Consider the following 18,415-nt stretch of genomic DNA (forward strand, 5'->3'; position numbering starts at 1 on the left):
CTTTTACGATTTAATTTTGATCTTTCACGTTTGTTTTAATCCATTGTACACAATCATTAAAAGTCGTAAAAATGTGTTCTTTCGCTATTAATTCTGGGATAATACCAATACGCTCCATCATATATCTTGGCTGTTTTAACAAACCAACAAAGAGAACATTTATATTATTTTTGTTTAGTTCTTGCAATACGTCTTCCATAGCATATAAACCAGATTGATCCATATACTGCATACGGCCTAAACGAATAACAACCGTTTTAGCTGTAGTAGGAATTTGTGCTGCCAAACTTTGAAATTCACTAGTAGAACCAAAAAATAAAGGTCCTTTAAGATGTTTAATAAAAACTTCTTCTTTTAATTTTGTTGGAAAACTAGCTTCGTCTGCCCAAGCTTTTTCTTTTGCTAGTGTTTTAACATCACTTCGCTCTGCAGTAAGATCTCCTATTTTTTTCATAAACATTAAAGATGCAATTACTAAACCAACACCAACAGCATATACTAAGTTCCAAAAGGTAGAAAGTAATAATACCACAACCATAATTAAAACTTCAGAACTCATTTTAAAAGGTCCTATTTTCATATCTCTTGGTAATGCAGGAATAGCTTTTAAGCCTTTATAATCCATAACACCAATACCTACCGTTACTAAAATACCTGCTAAAACAGCTGCAGGAATTTGCGATGCAATTGGCGCTAAAACCAATAAGATAAACAATAACATAATACCAGCAATCATTCCTGAAAGTCTTGTTTTACCACCAGAGTTAATATTTACAACCGTTCTAATCGTTGCACCAGCTCCAGGTAAACCACCAAATAATGCGGCAATACTATTTCCTATTCCTTGTCCTATAAGTTCTTTATTTGGTTTGTGTTTTGTTTTGGTCATATTATCTGCAACCACACTTGTTAACAAAGAATCTATGGCACCTAATAAAGCTAAAGTTAATGCCGTAAAAATATAAGGCGTTACACTAGTTATACTAAAATTGGTGAAAATACTTAAATTAGGAATTGGTAATCCTGTAGGAATTTCTTCAATAGGTCTATAATCTATACCAAACCCAATAGCAATTCCTGACATGACCACTAATGCTACAAGTGTACTTGGAATAGCGGTGGTAATACGTTTAAATCCGTAAATAATAAATATAGTTCCTAGCGCAAGAATAAGCTCTAACCAATTAATTTGCTGAATCGCTTTTGGTAATGATTTTAATGCACCTAAAACACCTGAAGCTTCATTAGAAGCAAGTGTTTTTGATTCTTTTAAAATATCTTCTGCAGTAATTTCACTTCCTCTATCAATGGTTTCTTTAAAATTTTCTAAAACTAGAATACCTTCTCCCGCTTCTTCTTTTAATATATTTTCAAGAATAAGCTCTTCTGCTTGTGGTTTAAATTGCTCTACAAAAACCATGTCTTCTTTTGGATAGTATCCTAGCGCTGGAAGAACTTGAGTAATTAAAATAATGACACCAATAGCTGTCATAAATCCAGAAACCACAGGGTACGGAATGTATTTTATGTATTTCCCAAAACCTAGAACACCCAATCCTACCTGAAATAATCCAGCTAATAAAAATACGGTTAAAATTGCGGGTAAAGCTTTAGAAACATCGCCATCATTTAATGCTATTATCCCAGCAATAACAACCATACTCACTGCTGTCATTGGTGCAGTTGGCCCAGAAATTTGAGTATTAGTACCTCCAAAAAGGGCTGCAAAGAAACTTAAAAAAATCGCACCATAAAGTCCTGCGCTAGGTCCTAATCCTGATGAGACTCCAAATGCTAATGCTAATGGTAATGCTACAATTCCTGCTGTGATACCTCCAAAGGCATCTCCTTTAAAATTTGAAAAAAAGTTTTTCATTATTATGTTTATTTCTTGTACTGTTTGTATTTCTATTCCTTAAAATTAAGAAATGTAATTATATATTTAAAGATAATATGTATTACTTTATTTTTTGGTTAACGGAAAATAATTCCTAAAAATTACGAAAACGTATTTCTTTTTCAAACCATTTTTATTCGTAAAATGCTACTTCACCTGTATTCACATTATACATAGCTCCAATAATTTTAATCTCTCCGTTTTTTTCCATTTCGGTAAGTATTGGGCTTTCTGCATGAATTCTATCGATCATTAATTGCACATTCATGTGGGATACTTCATCTACAAAATCTAAATTTTTAGAGCTCCTTAAGCTTTCGTCTTTAGGCTCTGCAACCGCATTAACTGCTGGTGTAATTTTTTCAATTAACTTGGTCAGGTTACCCATTTCGGCATGATCACAAGCTCCTTTTACTGCACCACAACTAGTATGACCTAAAACTACAATAAGTTCTGTACCTGCCAATTTACATGCAAATTCCATACTCCCTAAAATGTCTTCGTTCACAATATTACCTGCTACACGAACGCTAAAAATATCTCCTAATCCTTGGTCAAAAACCAACTCCGCAGAAACTCTAGAATCAATACAGCTTAAAATAGTAGCAAATGGAAATTGCCCATCACTTGTATCATTTACTTGTTCTAAAAGGTTTCGGTTAGCCTTCAAATTATTTTGAAACCTTTGGTTTCCTTCCTTTAAGTATTGTAATGACTTTTCTGGTGTCATTGTTGCTTGTGTCTCTTTTGTATGTGCTTTCATGATTATTACTTTTAAAATTTTTATTATTTTTTTAAACTAATTTTATTCTTCGTTTAAAAAATGGTATAAAATATATGGACTCTATTAAATTATTTCTGAAAAAATAGTACTCGATTTGCTAGTACTTAATAGAATGTAAACAAAAAATAAAACAATACTTGCTCACAAGTCATTTTTTAATGTTTTAAACATTCTAAAATTAATTTTAAGACTATGGAATGTTTTATCCATAGTAGTTTTACTATTTTTTCAAGGACAGTAAATGTCGGACGAAAAAAAAATTAAATAAAATCTGGTGGTGGAGAAATGAGGTTTAAATGCGGTTTTGCGTAATTTTTAAAGAAATAACACAAGTTATTATCAACAGAAGTCAAAGCGAAATCTAACTCGTTAGTATTTTCATTTAAAAATAAAGCCTCTACATTTAAATGGTTTTGATTTTCTTCTTCTGAAATAGAGAAAACAATAGAAACGTCTAAGGTATCATCCACTATTGTAATAATAGTTGGCGCAGCTATAAACAGTAAAAAGATCACTGAAAAAATTATAGACACTCCTTTTTTAGACATTCGTTTTAATTAAATTAATTGCAAATATAATCTTTTAAAATTTTAACTTGTTAAGGAAAGATTAAATTTCATTTAATGCCTTGATATCATCATTAGAAATCCAACCCACTTTACCATCTGTAAGTTTAATTTTCTTCCAATTATTTACCGTATCTAATATTAAAACCTTTGTCCCTTCATGTAATCTAAAAGATTCTTCACTTCTTAAATTAGGTTCACTTTTAACTAAAGCTTCTTGTGAAAATACGATTGCAGGTTTGTTATTTTTATCGATACCAAATTTATGAAACGCAAAAAACAACAGGATAAAAGATAGAATTAAAAAGCTAGAACTACCAATAAACGCTAGTCTTTTTCTGTTTGTAGAATAGCTGAAGTAATACAACAAAGACAGCAACACAAACAATAACATAGCAGCAACGGAAGCATACGCCCAAGCATTAAAACTCATAGCGTTTGTTAGGTTTTTTATTAGTTTAGATACACCAATTTCTGGTACAACATCGATAGCATCTACAGTCATGTTTCTTGCAAAAGCGATATTATTTTGTATTTCTTTATCGTTAGGCGAAAGGGCTAAAGCTTTTTCAAAATAGAAAATGCTTGGTGCAATATTATTCAGTTTATAATGGGCATTACCTAGATTAAAATACAACGAAGCAGAATGTTTTTTAGCATCTAAAATACTTTCGTATTTGGTAATTGCTTCCGAAAACTTCCCTTCATTATACAACGTATTTCCTTCTTCAAAAAGCGTGTTACTTTGTGCTACACTTAATGTGGATAGTAAAAGGAATAATATGTAAATTAATTGTTTCATTTATGTTTTTGTTAAACGCTTCCGTCTGTATTCCGATGCATCGGATTAAATCCACCTCCTTATTATTCTAAGAAAGGAGTTTCAATATTTATCTAATTTGCTTATCTATTTCAGAAATTGTTCTAGCTGCTTTTTCATAATCTTGTTGCATTTCGACTTGCGTAATTGGCGTATAACGTGCCAATTCACAATTTTTTAAGATGCTAACAAATTCTAAAACAGTGGTGTTTTCTACTTCTCTTTCGTTTAATATTTCGGTAATCTTATCTTTACTAAAATCGCTAGTTTCTATTTGTAACTTGGCTTTTAAATAATTATGTAATGCCTTTTCAAGAGCTACATAAAAGGCTTCTTTTTGTCCTAAAGCACGTTTTGCTACACTTAAATACTTTTTCGCTAGTTTATCTGCTTTTCTAATTTTGTTTCCTGTAACATCAGCCATACGTTCCTCACGTTTGTTTCTAAAAACAATTGCCAATGGTATTGCTAAAAGCGGTCCTAATAAGGCGGTCCAAAATCCTGTAGATTTAAAGAAATTCTTTTTTGTTGTGCTAACTAAATTAGCATTGGTTTTAATAAATGCAAATTGATCGTTACTCAAAATAGGTTGTTTATCGTTTCCGTTTGCTATTGCACCATTACTTGTTGCTTCATTATTTGTTGGACCTTCTAAAACATCTATAATTAATTCCCCTGAAGAAAGCGTTTTATAGCTTTCTGTTTTCAAATCAAAATAAGAAAACGAAATACTTGGCAAAGGATATTTACCTTTAAACTGCGGCACAATAGTATAACTTTGTCCGCGTGTCCCTTGCATGCCGTTTATGTTTGTTCTTACATTATCTTGATTCTCTGGCTCATAAACTTCTAAAGAACTAGGAAGGGTTAGCTTCGGTAATTCGAATAATTTTAAATTTCCATTACCAGAAACCGCTACAGTTGCTTGCAAAGATTCGGACGCATTTAATGCGGTTTTAGACGTTGCAACCTTAAAATCAAAATCACCAACTGCTCCTGTAAAATTTGCTGGTTTATTATTTTCTGGTAACGGTTTAACGTTAATGTTTCTACTTCCTGCCGAAATGGTTTTATGCGCTTGCGTCATTAAACGCTCTCCAAAAATATTGCGTCTATTAGTAGGAACATCTACAGTAATATCTAGGCTTAATGGTTCTATTTCTAGTTTTCCTGTTTTTTGAGGGTAAAGCACAGTTTTACGTAAAACAACATATCTATACTCTTCACCTTTGTAGGTTCCTTTTAAAATTTTAAGACCTTTGATATCTATGTTTTGTGACCAGAAGTCATTGTATCTTGGACTATCGGTTTCTCTCCAATTGCTAACTCCGGTATTTGGGGAAACGTACAATTTGTAGACTACCGTTATTCCTTCGTTTAAATACGGACTTGTCTTAGATACTTCTGCAACTAGATGAATGTTATCTTCGATATCTATTGCTGGATTGTTAGGATCGTTTGGCTTACTTACTGCATTAGAAATTACAACTGTTATCGGAGTAGTTTTAAATATTTCTCCTTTAATTTCTATAGTTGCCTGATTAATGGTGAACTTCCCTTGTTTTTTTGGTGCTAAAAAATAACTATAGGTTTTATTGAATGATTTTTTACCATTCATCCAAGAATGACTAACCGATTGGTTTGGACCAGCTACTACAGTAAAATCTTGAAAGCTTGGCGGATTGAAATTATCGCCATCTTCGTTCATTTCAAAATCAATACGCAAACGCTCATTAACACCAAGTTTCTTCTTACTTACTTTTGCTTCAAATTTAACTTGAGCAGAAGCAATACTTGTTGCAAGTAGTATAAATAGTATTGTTATGTGTTTTATTGTTTTCATTTTGTAAAATGCTTCGACAGGCTCAGCATGACATCTGATTTGGATTTGTCTTAATATAATTTATGCTAATTTTAAAGTTTCAGTGTTTAGACTTCTAACCTTATTACCAGTCTTTTTCTGTTTGTACTTTTGCTCCTTTTGTTTTTTGAGCATTCATTTTATCTTGTACTTTTTGCTCTTGATCATTCATTGCTTCTAACAAGTTTTTCACTTGTTGTGGCGATAATTGTCCGGGCTGTGGTTTTGGTTGTTCTTTTTTCTGATCTTCTCCTTCTTTTCCTGGATCTTCTTTTTCATCTTTAGGATTGCCTTCTTCGTCTTTTTTATCGTCGCCTTCCTTTTTATCTTTTTCTCCGTCGTCTTTTGGCTCTTCGTCTTTATTTTCGTCTTCCTGATCCTTTTTATCTTCTTGATCTTTCTTGTCTTCCTTATCCTGCTCCTGATCTTTTTGATCTTCTTTATTCTCGTCCTGTTTATCTTCCTGATCTTGCTGTTCTTGTTGTTGGGCTGCACATTCTTTTGCTAAAGCATAATTATAACGAGTTTCGTTATCTGTAGGATTGTTTCGTAATGCATTTTTAAAGGCTTCTGCTGCTTCTTTGCATTGTTTGTCTTCCATTAAAACATTACCAATATTATGGAATGCTCTGTACTTTTCATCTTTAGTAGTTGCGTATTTTGCCGTTTGCTTTAAACGATATAACGCTTCGTCAAAGATTCCTTTTTTGTAATAGGAACTCCCTAAGTTATACGCACCAACTGGATAGTTTGGCTGTTCTGAAATAGCTTTTCTGTATTCCATTTCTGCGGAAACATAATCTTCATTATCGGCTAAAATATTGGCATCATACACCAAATCATTCGCTTTTTTTTGCGCAAGTAATTCCTGTTCTTCTTTGTCTTGTGCAAAAGAGGAAAGGCTAAAAAGGGCTAATATGACTATTACTATGTGTTTCATTTTAATTCTACTAAATTATAAAACTCTTGGTTTGGTTATAGTTAAAGGTTTTATAAAGTTATATTAGAAACCTACAAGGTTTTAAAAACCTCGCAGGTTTACTCGGTTTAAAAATTCTCGTTAAACAGGTTTAGTTTTTTCAACCATGCTGTTTTTCGTTCTAATAAAAATATATCTACAAACAGCAATAATAAGGCTAATCCTAAAAACCATTGAAATTGGTCTTTAAAATCGGCAATCTCTTTGGCTTCAAATTCTGTTTTATCCATTTTATTTAAAATGTCTCGAATGGTTGTTACTACATCATTTGTGTTTTTACCATTAATATAAACGCCATTTGCTTCCGCCGCAATGCTTTTTAAATTCTCTTCGTTTAAACGTGTTATTACGGTTTCTCCTTGTCTATCTTTTTTATAATTCAAAACAACTCCGTTTCGTTTTATTGGTATTGGCCCTCCTTTAATATCGCCAACGCCAATGGTAAAAATTCTAATTCCGTGTTTGTTTGCTTCTTCTGCTGCACGAATTGCCGATTCCCCAAAATGATCTTCTCCATCCGAAAGAATAATTAGTACGCGATTGGTTTGCTCTTCATTATCAAAAAAGGTTTCTGCTAGTTCTATCGCGCCATTTATTGCGGTTCCTTGCGAAGACAGCATATCTGTATTCATATTTTGCAAAAACATTTTAGCTGCTGCATAATCTGTAGTTATTGGTAATTGCGGAAATGCTTTTGCTGCATACGCAATAATACCAACGCGGTCACTTGCAAGGTTATTTATAATTTGCGTTACTAATTGTTTGGTTTTATCTAGTCTGTTTGGCGCAATATCTTCTGCTAACATACTTTTAGAAACATCTACCGCAAAGACAATATCTACACCTTGACGTTTTACCGTTTCTAGTTTTGTTCCCACTTTTGGATTTACCAACGCTATTGCTAAACTGGCAAAGACTAAACACAAAATAATCACTTTTAATATGCTTTTAAAAAGGGATTGGTTCGGACTTAATTTTTTTAAGATTGCTTTATTGGCAAAGTTTTTTTGTGCTTTATGTTTCCAAAGTTGAAGCATCAAAAAGAGTAGGATTATTATTGGAATAATCACTAAAACCCAAAACCATATTTTTTCTTCTAATTGATACATATTTATTTCCTCTGAAAACAGGAATCTTTTTAATTGTTTATTAAATTTCCGTGCGCTATTTACTTCTTAACCACGAATACCCTATTATTTATGTCCATACTTCAACAAGTTCAGCATGACATTTATTATCTCATTGTAATTACACAAAACTTCTAAAAATAGTGAAGCGTAATAATAATTCTATTGCTAAAAATAATCCTGCTAATAATACTAAGGATCGATATTTTTCTTCGTAATTATAAAATTTAAATTCTTCTATTTCTGTTTTTTCTAGCTTGTTAATTTCGTCATAAATCTCAGCAAGCTTCTTATTATTAGTTGCTCTAAAATATTTTCCGCCAGTTGCATCTGCAATTTCTTTCAATAAATCTTCGTCAATTTCGACTTGTACTCTTGCATATTGAAAAGTGCCGTTCGGGTTTATTTGGTATGGAGATAATGCCATTCCGTTGGTACCTAAACCAATAGTATATACTTTAATACCATATTCTACAGCTAATTCACTTGCAATTTTAGGATCTATAAAACCAGAATTATTTACACCATCGGTTAGTAAAATAATGACTTTACTCTTGGCTTTACTATCTTTTAAACGATTTACAGAAGTTGCTAAACCCATTCCAATTGCGGTTCCTCCTTCAATAATAGTATTGTATTTTATTTCGTTTAATGAACGCAACACAATAGCTTTATCACTTGTAATTGGCGTTTTTGTATAGCTTTCTCCTGCATATTCTACCAAACCGATTCTATCATTTGGTCTTCCCGCAATAAACTGGGAAGCCACTTCTTTTAAAGCTTCTAAACGATTAGGTCTTAAATCTTTTGCCAACATACTTGCCGAAACATCTATAGCCATCACAATATCGATTCCTCGAGTTGTTTTGGTTTTAGTAGAAACATCTACGGTTCTTGGTCTAGCCAACGCTGTTATAATTGCTGCTATTGCTACTAAACGTAATCCGAAAAGTAAGTGTCTTAATTTTGGCAACCAGGAACTGGTTACTTTAAAACCTTTTAAACTGGATATTTTTAATTCTGCTGTTTGCTTTTTGTGTTTAAAAACATACCATAGCAATGCTAATGGAAGTAATAAAAACAACCAGAAAAATTCTTTATTTAAAAATTCTATTCCTTCCAACATGGTTTACTTTTCTTCTTGTTCTTTTTTTGCTACTTCTTCTTTTACAAGCTCTACAGAATTAATAATTCTTTCTGCAATCTCTTTGGCATAGACATCGCCTTTTCTATAGGTAATAGCTATTTCTTGTATTACATTTTCTGCAGTGAAATGTAAAAGCATATATTCACCATCATAAAAATTACTTGTATTTTCCACAGGAAGACTCGCTGTTCCGTAGGTTTTTAATCCTTCTGCATTGTTAGGGGTTACAAATTTTTCTTTTTTAACAAGCATATTTGTAACGCCTTGTTTTTCTAATTGCTGAATTGCCTTTTCGGAAACTTCATTTAAATCAATTTCCGTTTTAGCTTCTGGATTCGCTGGATCTTCTTGCTGACTAATTTTTAACGTAGAAAGCTTAATACTTAAGGCTTCTGAAACATTACCGAAACCAAAAACGGTCCTCTGCAGTTTTGCTTTTATCTCTTCAGGAATCGGCGGATTTTCTCTTTTTAAAACCTCTGGTGTTGCAATAGTAATTGCTGGAAAACCATAATCACTTGTTACCCAATTTCCTTCTAGCAATTCTTTACTTTCATTACCAACAATAGTATCTTTTACATATCCAAAACCGTATTTTAAACCAAAGCCTACAAAGGTCGCAATACACAAACCAATAACGATAGCTATTGTTATTATCGTTTTTCTACGTTTTTGTTTTTGTTCTTGTATTTCTTGATATTTTTGGTCTTGTAATTTTTCTTCTTCGGTTGGTTCTGGTAATGCTTCTTTTACTTGATCTATTTCTAAATCAATAGTATTTCTATCTAATTTTGCTAACTCCACATCTGGAGCAGACTTTGCAAATTTCACTAAATCTGCACGCTTTAAAATAGTTTCAATATTTCTAATATCGTCTTTAGTAATATCTATTTGATTACCATCTTTAAGTATATTTAATCGCGTTATTAATTCGTCTGTAGTACTTTCTAAAGCACGATCATATACTTTTTCGTCTAGATATTTTCTAATAATAAACGTTAACTCAGAATAGTAATCTTTTAATTCTGCATTTTGCAAATAGTTTGTTTCATCTAGATTTTGAAGGGCTAGTTTCGCTCTATCATAAGGCGGAAGCAATGCAATTTTCTCTTCTTTTGTTAGTGGCTTTGTTCTCCAAATAAACCAATATAATAAGAAGCCAACTAAAGATAAAATTAGTAAAGTTAATACTAGATATTTCCACCATTGACTAGGGCTTTTCTCTACTTCTATAAATGGTTTAATATCATATAAACCTTGTTTGGTAGTATCTACCACAATGTTTTTCACTTCTACACGTAAAGAATCTGTCTGAAATACTTTGGTACCAATTACAATTTTCTGTCTCGGAATTGTATATGCCCCAGAATCAAATTGTGTTAATCCATACTTTTTAATTAGCTTGTATTTAGCGTCTTCTTTTGTAGTATCTATGGCATAAGACTGTATCATTTCTAAAGGAAGAAATGTTTGTCCTTCAGGGAAAACAACTAGGTTTGTGGTATCTGTTTCCACCTCCACTCTAAAAGTTATTTGTTCTCCTATTTTTATAGAAGTAGAATCTATAGCTGAAGTTACTTGTGAAAAAGAAAAAAAGGATAGAAGCACGAAGACAGCAGACAGAAGGACGTTTCGTTGGAAACTTTTTTCTGCTTTTGAAATGGTATTCTTAAATCTTAAATCGTTACTTTTCATATTAAAAATAGGTTTCGACTATGCGCCACCTGAAATTTTCTTATTATTATCTTCTTTTAAAATAACCTAAAAGCTTTTTCACATAGCTTTCATCTACTCTACAATCTATGGTTCCTGCTCCAGACTTTGCAAAACTATCTTTATAATATGCTACTTTTTCATTATAGAATTTAGCATAGTTATTACGTACCATTTTAGATTGTGTATTTACTAAAAGCAACTCACCAGTTTCTTCATCTTGCATTTGCACCATACCAATGTTTGGCATTTCTGCTTCGCGTTTATCAAAAACTCTAATTCCGGTTACATCATGCTTTCCAGCTGCTATTTTTAAAGTTTGTTTATAATCGTCAGCAATAAAATCGGAAAGCACAAAAACGATCGCTTTCTTTTTCATAACGTTTCGCATAAACTTTAAAGCTTCGGCAACATTGGTACCTTTGCTTTTTGGCTTAAACTCAATTAACTCACGAATAATACGTAATACATGGGATCTTCCTTTTTTAGGCGGAATATAAAGCTCCACTTCGTCGGTAAACAAAATCAATCCTATTTTATCATTATTCTGTGTTGCAGAAAATGCTAAAGTTGCTGCAATTTCTGTTACTACTTCATTTTTAAATTGCTCTTCGGTTCCAAATAATTCAGATCCAGAAATATCGACCATAAGCATCATAATAAGCTCACGTTCTTCTTCAAAAACTTTAATATGTGGCAAATTGGTTCTTGCCGTTACATTCCAATCGATATTACGTACATCATCTCCATATTGATACTGTCTTACTTCAGAAAAAGTCATACCACGTCCCTTAAAGGTAGAATGATATTCTCCTCCAAAAATATGATCAGACAAACGACGTGTCTTAATCTCAATTTTTCGTACTTTTTTAAGAAGTTCTTTTGTGTCCATTTTTTAAAGCTGTTGGCTTTTGGCTGTTCACAATTAGCTATGCGCTAAAAGCTTAAAGCAAAAGGCTGTTTTATGGTACTTCAATCTCATTAACAATCTTGCTAATAATATCTTCTGAAGTTATATTTTCTGCTTCCGCTTCGTATGTAATTCCAATTCTATGACGCAATACATCATAAACAACAGCACGAACATCTTCTGGTATTACATAACCTCTTCGCTTAATAAACGCATAACATTTTGCAGCGGTTGCCAGGTTAATACTCCCACGAGGAGAAGCTCCAAAAGAGATTAATGGTTTTAAATCTTCTAATTTATATTTTTCTGGATAACGTGTTGCAAAGATAATATCTAGAATATATTTTTCAATTTTCTCATCCATATATACTTCACGAACCGCTTCTTGCGCTCTAAGTATTTGCGCTACAGAAACTACAGGATTTACTTTTTCCCATGCGCCTTTTAAATTCGCTCGCATAATTAATTGTTCTTCTGCTTGCTTTGGATAATCAATAACGGTTTTTAGCATAAATCGATCCACTTGCGCTTCTGGTAAAGGATACGTCCCTTCTTGCTCCACAGGATTCATCGTTGCCATTACTAAAAATGGTTTGTCTAACTTAAAAGTTTCATCACCAATAGTAACTTGTTTTTCTTGCATTGCCTCTAATAAAGCAGATTGCACTTTTGCAGGAGCTCTGTTAATCTCATCTGCTAATACAAAATTTGCAAATATTGGACCTTTCTTAATTTTGAATTCATTTTCCTTCATGTTATAAATCAGAGTTCCAGTAACATCCGCAGGTAATAAATCTGGTGTAAACTGTATTCTACTAAAACTTCCAGAAACCGCTTGAGATAGCGTATTAATCGCTAACGTTTTTGCAAGACCAGGAACACCTTCTAATAAGATATGTCCTTGACCTAATAATCCTATAAGTAAACGCTCGATCATATCTTTTTGACCAACAATTACTTTATTCATTTCTAATGTTAGTAAATCCACAAAAGCACTCTCCTTCTCTATTTTCTCGTTAATAGACTTAATATCAACTGTACTTGTATCTTCCATCATTTTTTAATTTTTAAAGGCTTGAATTTATCATTCATAATTTGGAGCTGTAAATTTGTTAAAATTTTTAATGCGTTGCTGTTAATAATTGGTTAAAAGTTGTAGTGTTTAATATATGTTTAAGAGTTTTACTTTTCTATTTTTAATGTTCAAAACAAAAAATTTACAATGAAATCATTTTCAAAAATTATTGCAGGAACCATGACTTGGGGAGATTGGGGCAAGCAACTCTCTAAAAAAGAGATGATTACAACCCTAAATCATTGTGTCTCACAAGGCATCAGTAGTTTTGACCATGCCGATATTTATGGGAGTTATACTACAGAAACTGCTTTTGGTAACGCTTTCTCGGAAAGCGGCATCGCACGAGAAAAAATGCAATTAATTAGCAAATGTGGTATTCAATTAGTCAGTGAAAATCGTAAAAATGAAGTAAAACACTACAATTTTAGTAAAAACTATATCATTTGGTCAGCGGAAGAATCGCTAAAAAACCTAAAAACAGACTATTTAGATCTCTTTTTATTACACAGACCTAGTCCTTTAATGCAACCAGATGAAATTGCAGAAGCGGTTTCTATTTTAAAAGCGCAAGGAAAAATAAAAGATTTTGGTGTTTCTAACTTTACCACATCACAAGTAGATTTAATTTCGAAATACACAGAAGTTTCGGTAAATCAAATAGCGTTTTCCTTAACAGAACACGAAGCGATGCATGATGGTATTTTAGATCAAATGATGCTAAACAATATCGTACCAATGGCTTGGTCTCCTTTAGGTGTCGTTTTTAGAGAAGATACCGAACAAACCAGACGCATACACAAACAACTTGGTGACTTATTAGAAAAGTATAATGCTACCGAAGATCAGCTTTTACTCGCTTGGACTTTAAAACATCCAGCCGGTATTCGTCCTGTAATAGGAACCACCAACGCTAAGCGAATAGAAAATGCAGTAAAAGCAACTAACATAAAATTAGAATTAGAAGATTGGTTTAAAATTTTAGAGGCTTGCCAAGGACATAAGGTACCATAATACATTCCTGCGAAGGCAGGAATCTCATAAATTGAAACTATATTCTTGCTTTGCAAAAGATTAATAACCACCTTAAAAAGGTTAGTAGTGTTTGGTCGCAGTAGGCAGTTGCTTACTCGGTTTTAATATAAAAAAGTAAAACAGTACCACTTTCGTGGAAATGAAAAATAAATTTTTAAATGAAAAAAACAGCATTAATAACAGGAGCAACCAGTGGCATTGGTAGAGCAACAGCGCATGAGTTAGCAAAACACGGTATTAACCTTATCCTTTGCGGAAGAAGACAAGATCGTTTAGACACGATACAAGAAAAGCTAAATACACAAACCAACGTGTATACTTTAAATTTTGATGTACGCGATAAAGATGCTGTTTTTAGCGCTATTGATTCGCTTCCTGAAGATTTTAAACAAATAGATATTTTAATAAATAATGCAGGAAATGCACATGGTTTAGATCCCATTGAAACTGGAAATCTAGACGATTGGGATGCGATGCTAGATATTAATGTAAAAGGATTACTGTATGTGAGTAAAGCGGTAATTCCTATAATGACAGAAAGAAATTCTGGTCATATTATAAATATTGGTTCTTCTGCTGGAAAAGAAGTGTATCCAAAAGGAAACGTGTATTGCGGTAGTAAACACGCTGTTCTAGCCATTACGGAAGGTATGCGAATGGATCTCAACCAATACGGAATAAAAGTTGGTGCTATTAATCCCGGATTAGTAGAAACCGAATTTTCGCAAGTCCGTTTTAAAGGAGATGCTATTGCAGATAACGTATACAAAGGCTACAAAGCATTGCAACCAGAAGATATTGCAGATATTATTTATTTTGCAATCACACGTCCTGCACATGTAAATATTGCAGATGTGTTGGTGTTTTGTACCGCTCAGGCTAGTAGCACTATTGTAAAGAAAAATATTTAATTAATAAGAGATTCCCACTTTTGTGGAAAGTTACCATGATCAACAAACGCTTGCTTATTAAAAACCTACTTGCTCACAACGATGAGAACAGTTTTTATGATAAAAAGCGAAAAATAAATATTGATCAAAAAGAAGGAAAAGCGAAATTTTTAAAACACGTTTGTGCACTTTCTAATAGCAATCCGAAAAACAACTCGTATATAGTAATTGGCGTAGAAGATGAAGACAATACTATTGTTGGAGTCGACTTTTTTGATGATTCTAAAATTCAGAATTTAATAAATGCATACTTAACCAATCCGCCAATAGTACAGTATGAGAATATTCCTTTTCCGCATTTGTCAGGTAATAAAGTAGTAGGCTTGGTTACCATTCGAGCGATTGATGGCTTAACATCACTTCGCAAAAACATTTGGAAATATTATGGAGGAACGGTCTTTTTTAGAGATGGAAGCATAAGCATGCCAAAGGTTTTTAAAAGTGATATTATAGATGTAAATTCTAAAATTGTTGCCGCTATTGAAAATCATTCTCAAAACAATATACAACACACGCTTGATGGTGTTTTCACTTTTTTAAATAAGCGGAAAGATTATAACCCGAAATACAAAGTGTTTAAAGAATATTTTGTGCTTTGCTGGTCCGGACAAAAGAAAATGGTAAACAAAGAAACATTTTATTCTAGAGTAGATATTGAAATGGTAAACGAGCAAGTACGTTTGTTTTTTTCCACTTTAGATGAAGTAGCAATAAGCTATAACGAAGATAGTTTTAAAATTATTGAATATGTAAACCTTAGCCTACAAAACACCTCTAAACACTATCCTCTAGAAGAAACTTTAATCCATTTTGAAAACAACGCAAGCTATACTATTGAAACTAACCTGCTTTTTGAAGCGCCTCAATTAGATAAAAAAGTATTGCATCATATCTATAATGCTAACAATACTTTATTAGAAAAACTAAAAAAAGGACAAAAACTCAATAAAAACGAAGAGGCCGATTTAATGAATCTTCCAGAAACCTATTTAATCTGTTATTTAAATGATTTTCAAGAAGCTATAGATAAACTTACAGAAGCCAAACCTTTTTTAAAAACATATAGCGAAGAGGCTTACCTCTTTTTTAAAGAATCGCTACGCATTTTACGAAAAGTGAAATATAGCTAAATACCAACTATACAAAAAACAATACCAATTATATAGTTTTCACTACCAAACATATATTTAGCTTATAATTATCAAACTGACTGCCATATATTTACTCCGCTATTAATCAACAGAGTACTTTAAACCTTGTTCCTTTTTTATTTATTTAAAAATGGATTCAAGGTTTTTTTTTGGCTGATTTTTAAATTTCTATTTTCAGAATACATTCCTTTTTAGGGAATCGCATCTTATTTAATTAAGGATTAAATAATGTTAACCTTCGAAAACTTCAATTATTAAAAGGAAACTTAGAAACCCAATACTATAAAAACTTTAAAACACATTACATTAAGTATATTACTTTCTATAACCTTTTTTAGCTGTGAAAGCAATGATGATAACGGAAACGAACCAGCAGCTACAACACAAGATCTATTAGCGCAGAAATGGCTTATGGTGATAGAAGGAGCTACGCCATGTAAGGCAACTTCTTATTTTGATTTTAAAACAGATGCCAACTTTGCTTCAGAAACCTTTTATGTACATAGTGGTAGTGGCGACTGTCTTTCTGGGGGATTATTAGAAGGAACCTATATTTTGTTAGCAGATAATGAAACCATTCATCTAACCATATCTAGCTCTGCTTTAGTAGTATTCAAAATAAAAGAAATTTCAACTACAGATTTACTATTAGGATCCCTTGATGCCGATGGTGCAGAAGCGGGCGAATTCGTATTCACTAGATAAAGAATACTATCTCTTTCTAAATTAATGTTACCATATTAAATACCTTTGGTAGTTGTCATTTTAGTCTTAAACAAAAAAAAGCCACATCGAATGATGTGGCCTTTATATATATGTATTTAGATTTAATAGCTACTATAAATCAAATTTAATTCCTTGTGCTAAAGGTAATTCGTCGGAATAGTTTACGGTATTTGTTTGTCTTCTCATGTATACTTTCCAAGCATCAGATCCAGACTCACGTCCACCACCTGTTTCCTTTTCACCACCAAAAGCACCACCAATCTCCGCACCAGAAGTTCCGATGTTTACATTTGCGATACCACAATCTGAACCCGCATAAGATAAAAATTTCTCTGCTTCTTTCAATTCATTGGTCATGATTGCTGAAGATAATCCTTGAACAACACCATTCTGTTTTGCAATAGCATTTTCTACTTCTCCAGAATATTTCATTAAATATAAAATTGGAGCAAATGTTTCGTGTTGTACAATTTCAAAATGGTTTTCCGCTTCAATAATTGCTGGTTTTACATAGCAACCAGATTCATATCCTTCGCCTTCTAAAACACCACCGTCAACTAATACATTTCCGCCTTCCGCTTTTGCTTTTTCAATAGCAGCCAAATACGTATTTACAGAATCGTGATCGATTAATGGTCCAATATGATTCTTTTCATCTAAAGGATTTCCAATAGTTAATTGCCCATAAGCACCAACAATAGCATCTCTTACTTTATCGTAAACCGATTCGTGAATAATTAATCTTCTTGTAGAAGTACAACGTTGTCCGCAAGTTCCAACAGCACCAAATACAGCACCAGGAACTACCACTTTTAAATCTGCAGTTGGTGTAATAATAATCGCGTTGTTTCCTCCTAATTCTAATAAAGATTTCCCAAAACGTTCTGCAACAGTTGCACCAACTATTCTTCCCATTCTTGTAGATCCTGTAGCAGACACCAATGGAATTCTTGAATCCTTTGTCATCATTTCACCTACTTTGTAATCTCCATTTATAATACTAGAAATACCTTCTGGTAAATTATTTTCTTTTAAAATTCCTGCTATAATATTTTGACACGCAACGGTACATAAAGGTGCTTTTTCAGAACCTTTCCAAACACAAACATCCCCACAAATCCAAGCTAAAGCTGTATTCCAAGCCCAAACTGCAACAGGGAAATTAAATGCAGAGATAATACCAACAACACCTATTGGATGCCATTGTTCTCTCATTACGTGTCCTGGTCTTTCTGAAGGAATCGTTTGCCCGTTTAATTGTCTAGATAAACCAACTGCAAAATCACAGATATCAATCATTTCTTGAACCTCTCCATAACCTTCTTGCAAAGATTTTCCCATTTCGTAAGAAACTAACTTTCCTAAAGGTTCTTTTAATTCTCTTAATTTATTTCCAAACTGACGAACAATTTCTCCACGTTGCGGAGCAGGTATATTTCTAAAAGATAAAAATGCTTTTGTAGCAGCATCCATCACTTTTTCATAATCTTCTTTTGTTGTCGTTTTTACTTTACCTATTAGTTTTCCATCTACTGGAGAATAGGATTCAATAACATCGCCATTAGAAAAATTATTAGAACCGGTTGAAGTTCCATTATTAACAGCTTCAACACCTAATGCTTTTAATGCTTTATCCATTCCGAAATCTGTAGAAATAGCTCCCATATATGTTTG

General features: G+C 32.6%; 16 protein-coding genes. 4 read left to right on the forward strand and 12 right to left on the reverse strand.

The genetic code is table 11. The features are described from left to right. Positions 1-10: 10 nt before the first annotated feature. The 11 genes from ACVCXO_RS15105 to ACVCXO_RS15155 form a co-directional block, all read right to left on the reverse strand. On the reverse strand, positions 11-1,876 hold the full coding sequence (locus ACVCXO_RS15105; RefSeq protein ID WP_452230426.1) for a SulP family inorganic anion transporter: 1,866 nt from the start codon (positions 1,874-1,876) through the stop codon (positions 11-13). A 154-nt stretch (positions 1,877-2,030) separates the two neighbouring features. Further along, positions 2,031-2,660: a carbonic anhydrase family protein gene (locus ACVCXO_RS15110; RefSeq protein WP_452230427.1), complete on the reverse strand. Its 630-nt coding sequence runs from the start codon at positions 2,658-2,660 to the stop codon at positions 2,031-2,033. Positions 2,661-2,941: 281 nt separating this feature from the next. Further along, positions 2,942-3,229, reverse strand: a complete 288-nt coding sequence (locus ACVCXO_RS15115) for a hypothetical protein (protein WP_452230428.1) — start codon at positions 3,227-3,229, stop codon at positions 2,942-2,944. A gap of 61 nt (positions 3,230-3,290) precedes the next feature. Beyond that, entirely contained in the window at positions 3,291-4,049 is a 759-nt protein-coding gene (locus ACVCXO_RS15120) for a tetratricopeptide repeat protein (RefSeq protein ID WP_452230429.1), read from the reverse strand. A gap of 88 nt (positions 4,050-4,137) precedes the next feature. Continuing rightward, on the reverse strand, positions 4,138-5,910 hold the full coding sequence (locus tag ACVCXO_RS15125) for a BatD family protein (protein WP_452230430.1): 1,773 nt from the start codon (positions 5,908-5,910) through the stop codon (positions 4,138-4,140). 103 nt (positions 5,911-6,013) lie between these two features. Beyond that, positions 6,014-6,868, reverse strand: a complete 855-nt coding sequence (locus ACVCXO_RS15130; RefSeq protein ID WP_452230431.1) for a tetratricopeptide repeat protein — start codon at positions 6,866-6,868, stop codon at positions 6,014-6,016. A gap of 107 nt (positions 6,869-6,975) precedes the next feature. Then, a complete protein-coding gene (locus ACVCXO_RS15135) occupies positions 6,976-8,016 on the reverse strand; it encodes a VWA domain-containing protein (protein ID WP_452230432.1) in 1,041 nt (346 codons plus the stop codon). 139 nt (positions 8,017-8,155) lie between these two features. After that, positions 8,156-9,160 (reverse strand): vWA domain-containing protein, encoded by a 1,005-nt coding sequence (locus ACVCXO_RS15140; protein ID WP_452230433.1) that lies wholly within the window; start codon positions 9,158-9,160, stop codon positions 8,156-8,158. A gap of 3 nt (positions 9,161-9,163) precedes the next feature. Further along, positions 9,164-10,876 carry a hypothetical protein gene (locus tag ACVCXO_RS15145; protein WP_452230434.1) on the reverse strand — a complete coding sequence of 571 codons (1,713 nt, stop codon included), beginning with the start codon at positions 10,874-10,876 and terminating at the stop codon, positions 9,164-9,166. A 46-nt stretch (positions 10,877-10,922) separates the two neighbouring features. After that, a complete protein-coding gene (locus ACVCXO_RS15150; protein WP_452230435.1) occupies positions 10,923-11,786 on the reverse strand; it encodes a DUF58 domain-containing protein in 864 nt (287 codons plus the stop codon). A 70-nt stretch (positions 11,787-11,856) separates the two neighbouring features. After that, positions 11,857-12,861 carry an AAA family ATPase gene (locus ACVCXO_RS15155; RefSeq protein WP_452230436.1) on the reverse strand — a complete coding sequence of 335 codons (1,005 nt, stop codon included), beginning with the start codon at positions 12,859-12,861 and terminating at the stop codon, positions 11,857-11,859. Between the two features lie 165 nt (positions 12,862-13,026). Between ACVCXO_RS15155 and ACVCXO_RS15160 the strand changes: the two genes are divergently transcribed. The 4 genes from ACVCXO_RS15160 (at position 13,027) to ACVCXO_RS15175 (ending at position 16,720) form a co-directional block, all read left to right on the forward strand. Continuing rightward, the gene (locus ACVCXO_RS15160) at positions 13,027-13,893 is read left to right on the forward strand and encodes an aldo/keto reductase (RefSeq protein ID WP_452230437.1); all 867 of its coding nucleotides are present in this window, start codon (positions 13,027-13,029) and stop codon (positions 13,891-13,893) included. A gap of 179 nt (positions 13,894-14,072) precedes the next feature. Continuing rightward, the gene (locus ACVCXO_RS15165; RefSeq protein WP_452230438.1) at positions 14,073-14,825 is read left to right on the forward strand and encodes an SDR family NAD(P)-dependent oxidoreductase; all 753 of its coding nucleotides are present in this window, start codon (positions 14,073-14,075) and stop codon (positions 14,823-14,825) included. A 35-nt stretch (positions 14,826-14,860) separates the two neighbouring features. Beyond that, positions 14,861-15,994, forward strand: a complete 1,134-nt coding sequence (locus ACVCXO_RS15170; RefSeq protein ID WP_452230439.1) for a DUF5929 domain-containing protein — start codon at positions 14,861-14,863, stop codon at positions 15,992-15,994. A gap of 432 nt (positions 15,995-16,426) precedes the next feature. Next, positions 16,427-16,720, forward strand: a complete 294-nt coding sequence (locus ACVCXO_RS15175; RefSeq protein WP_452230440.1) for a hypothetical protein — start codon at positions 16,427-16,429, stop codon at positions 16,718-16,720. A 132-nt stretch (positions 16,721-16,852) separates the two neighbouring features. Here ACVCXO_RS15175 and amaB read toward each other — a convergent pair whose 3' ends face one another. Then, a complete protein-coding gene (amaB, locus tag ACVCXO_RS15180) occupies positions 16,853-18,406 on the reverse strand; it encodes an L-piperidine-6-carboxylate dehydrogenase (protein WP_452230441.1) in 1,554 nt (517 codons plus the stop codon). Positions 18,407-18,415 lie beyond the last annotated feature (9 nt).

Source organism: Lacinutrix sp. MEBiC02404, from assembly GCF_053601575.1.

Bases quoted from the DNA above. Each gene is read 5' to 3' on its own strand.
- ACVCXO_RS15105 (WP_452230426.1), bottom strand. From the start codon at position 1,876: ATGAAAAACTTTTTTTCAAATTTTAAAGGAGATGCCTTTGGAGGTATC.
- ACVCXO_RS15110 (WP_452230427.1), bottom strand. From the start codon at position 2,660: ATGAAAGCACATACAAAAGAGACACAAGCAACAATGACACCAGAAAAG.
- ACVCXO_RS15115 (WP_452230428.1), bottom strand. From the start codon at position 3,229: ATGTCTAAAAAAGGAGTGTCTATAATTTTTTCAGTGATCTTTTTACTG.
- ACVCXO_RS15120 (WP_452230429.1), bottom strand. From the start codon at position 4,049: ATGAAACAATTAATTTACATATTATTCCTTTTACTATCCACATTAAGT.
- ACVCXO_RS15125 (WP_452230430.1), bottom strand. From the start codon at position 5,910: ATGAAAACAATAAAACACATAACAATACTATTTATACTACTTGCAACA.
- ACVCXO_RS15130 (WP_452230431.1), bottom strand. From the start codon at position 6,868: ATGAAACACATAGTAATAGTCATATTAGCCCTTTTTAGCCTTTCCTCT.
- ACVCXO_RS15135 (WP_452230432.1), bottom strand. From the start codon at position 8,016: ATGTATCAATTAGAAGAAAAAATATGGTTTTGGGTTTTAGTGATTATT.
- ACVCXO_RS15140 (WP_452230433.1), bottom strand. From the start codon at position 9,160: ATGTTGGAAGGAATAGAATTTTTAAATAAAGAATTTTTCTGGTTGTTT.
- ACVCXO_RS15145 (WP_452230434.1), bottom strand. From the start codon at position 10,876: ATGAAAAGTAACGATTTAAGATTTAAGAATACCATTTCAAAAGCAGAA.
- ACVCXO_RS15150 (WP_452230435.1), bottom strand. From the start codon at position 11,786: ATGGACACAAAAGAACTTCTTAAAAAAGTACGAAAAATTGAGATTAAG.
- ACVCXO_RS15155 (WP_452230436.1), bottom strand. From the start codon at position 12,861: ATGATGGAAGATACAAGTACAGTTGATATTAAGTCTATTAACGAGAAA.
- ACVCXO_RS15160 (WP_452230437.1), top strand. From the start codon at position 13,027: ATGAAATCATTTTCAAAAATTATTGCAGGAACCATGACTTGGGGAGAT.
- ACVCXO_RS15165 (WP_452230438.1), top strand. From the start codon at position 14,073: ATGAAAAAAACAGCATTAATAACAGGAGCAACCAGTGGCATTGGTAGA.
- ACVCXO_RS15170 (WP_452230439.1), top strand. From the start codon at position 14,861: ATGATCAACAAACGCTTGCTTATTAAAAACCTACTTGCTCACAACGAT.
- ACVCXO_RS15175 (WP_452230440.1), top strand. From the start codon at position 16,427: ATGGTGATAGAAGGAGCTACGCCATGTAAGGCAACTTCTTATTTTGAT.
- amaB (WP_452230441.1), bottom strand. From the start codon at position 18,406: ATGGGAGCTATTTCTACAGATTTCGGAATGGATAAAGCATTAAAAGCA.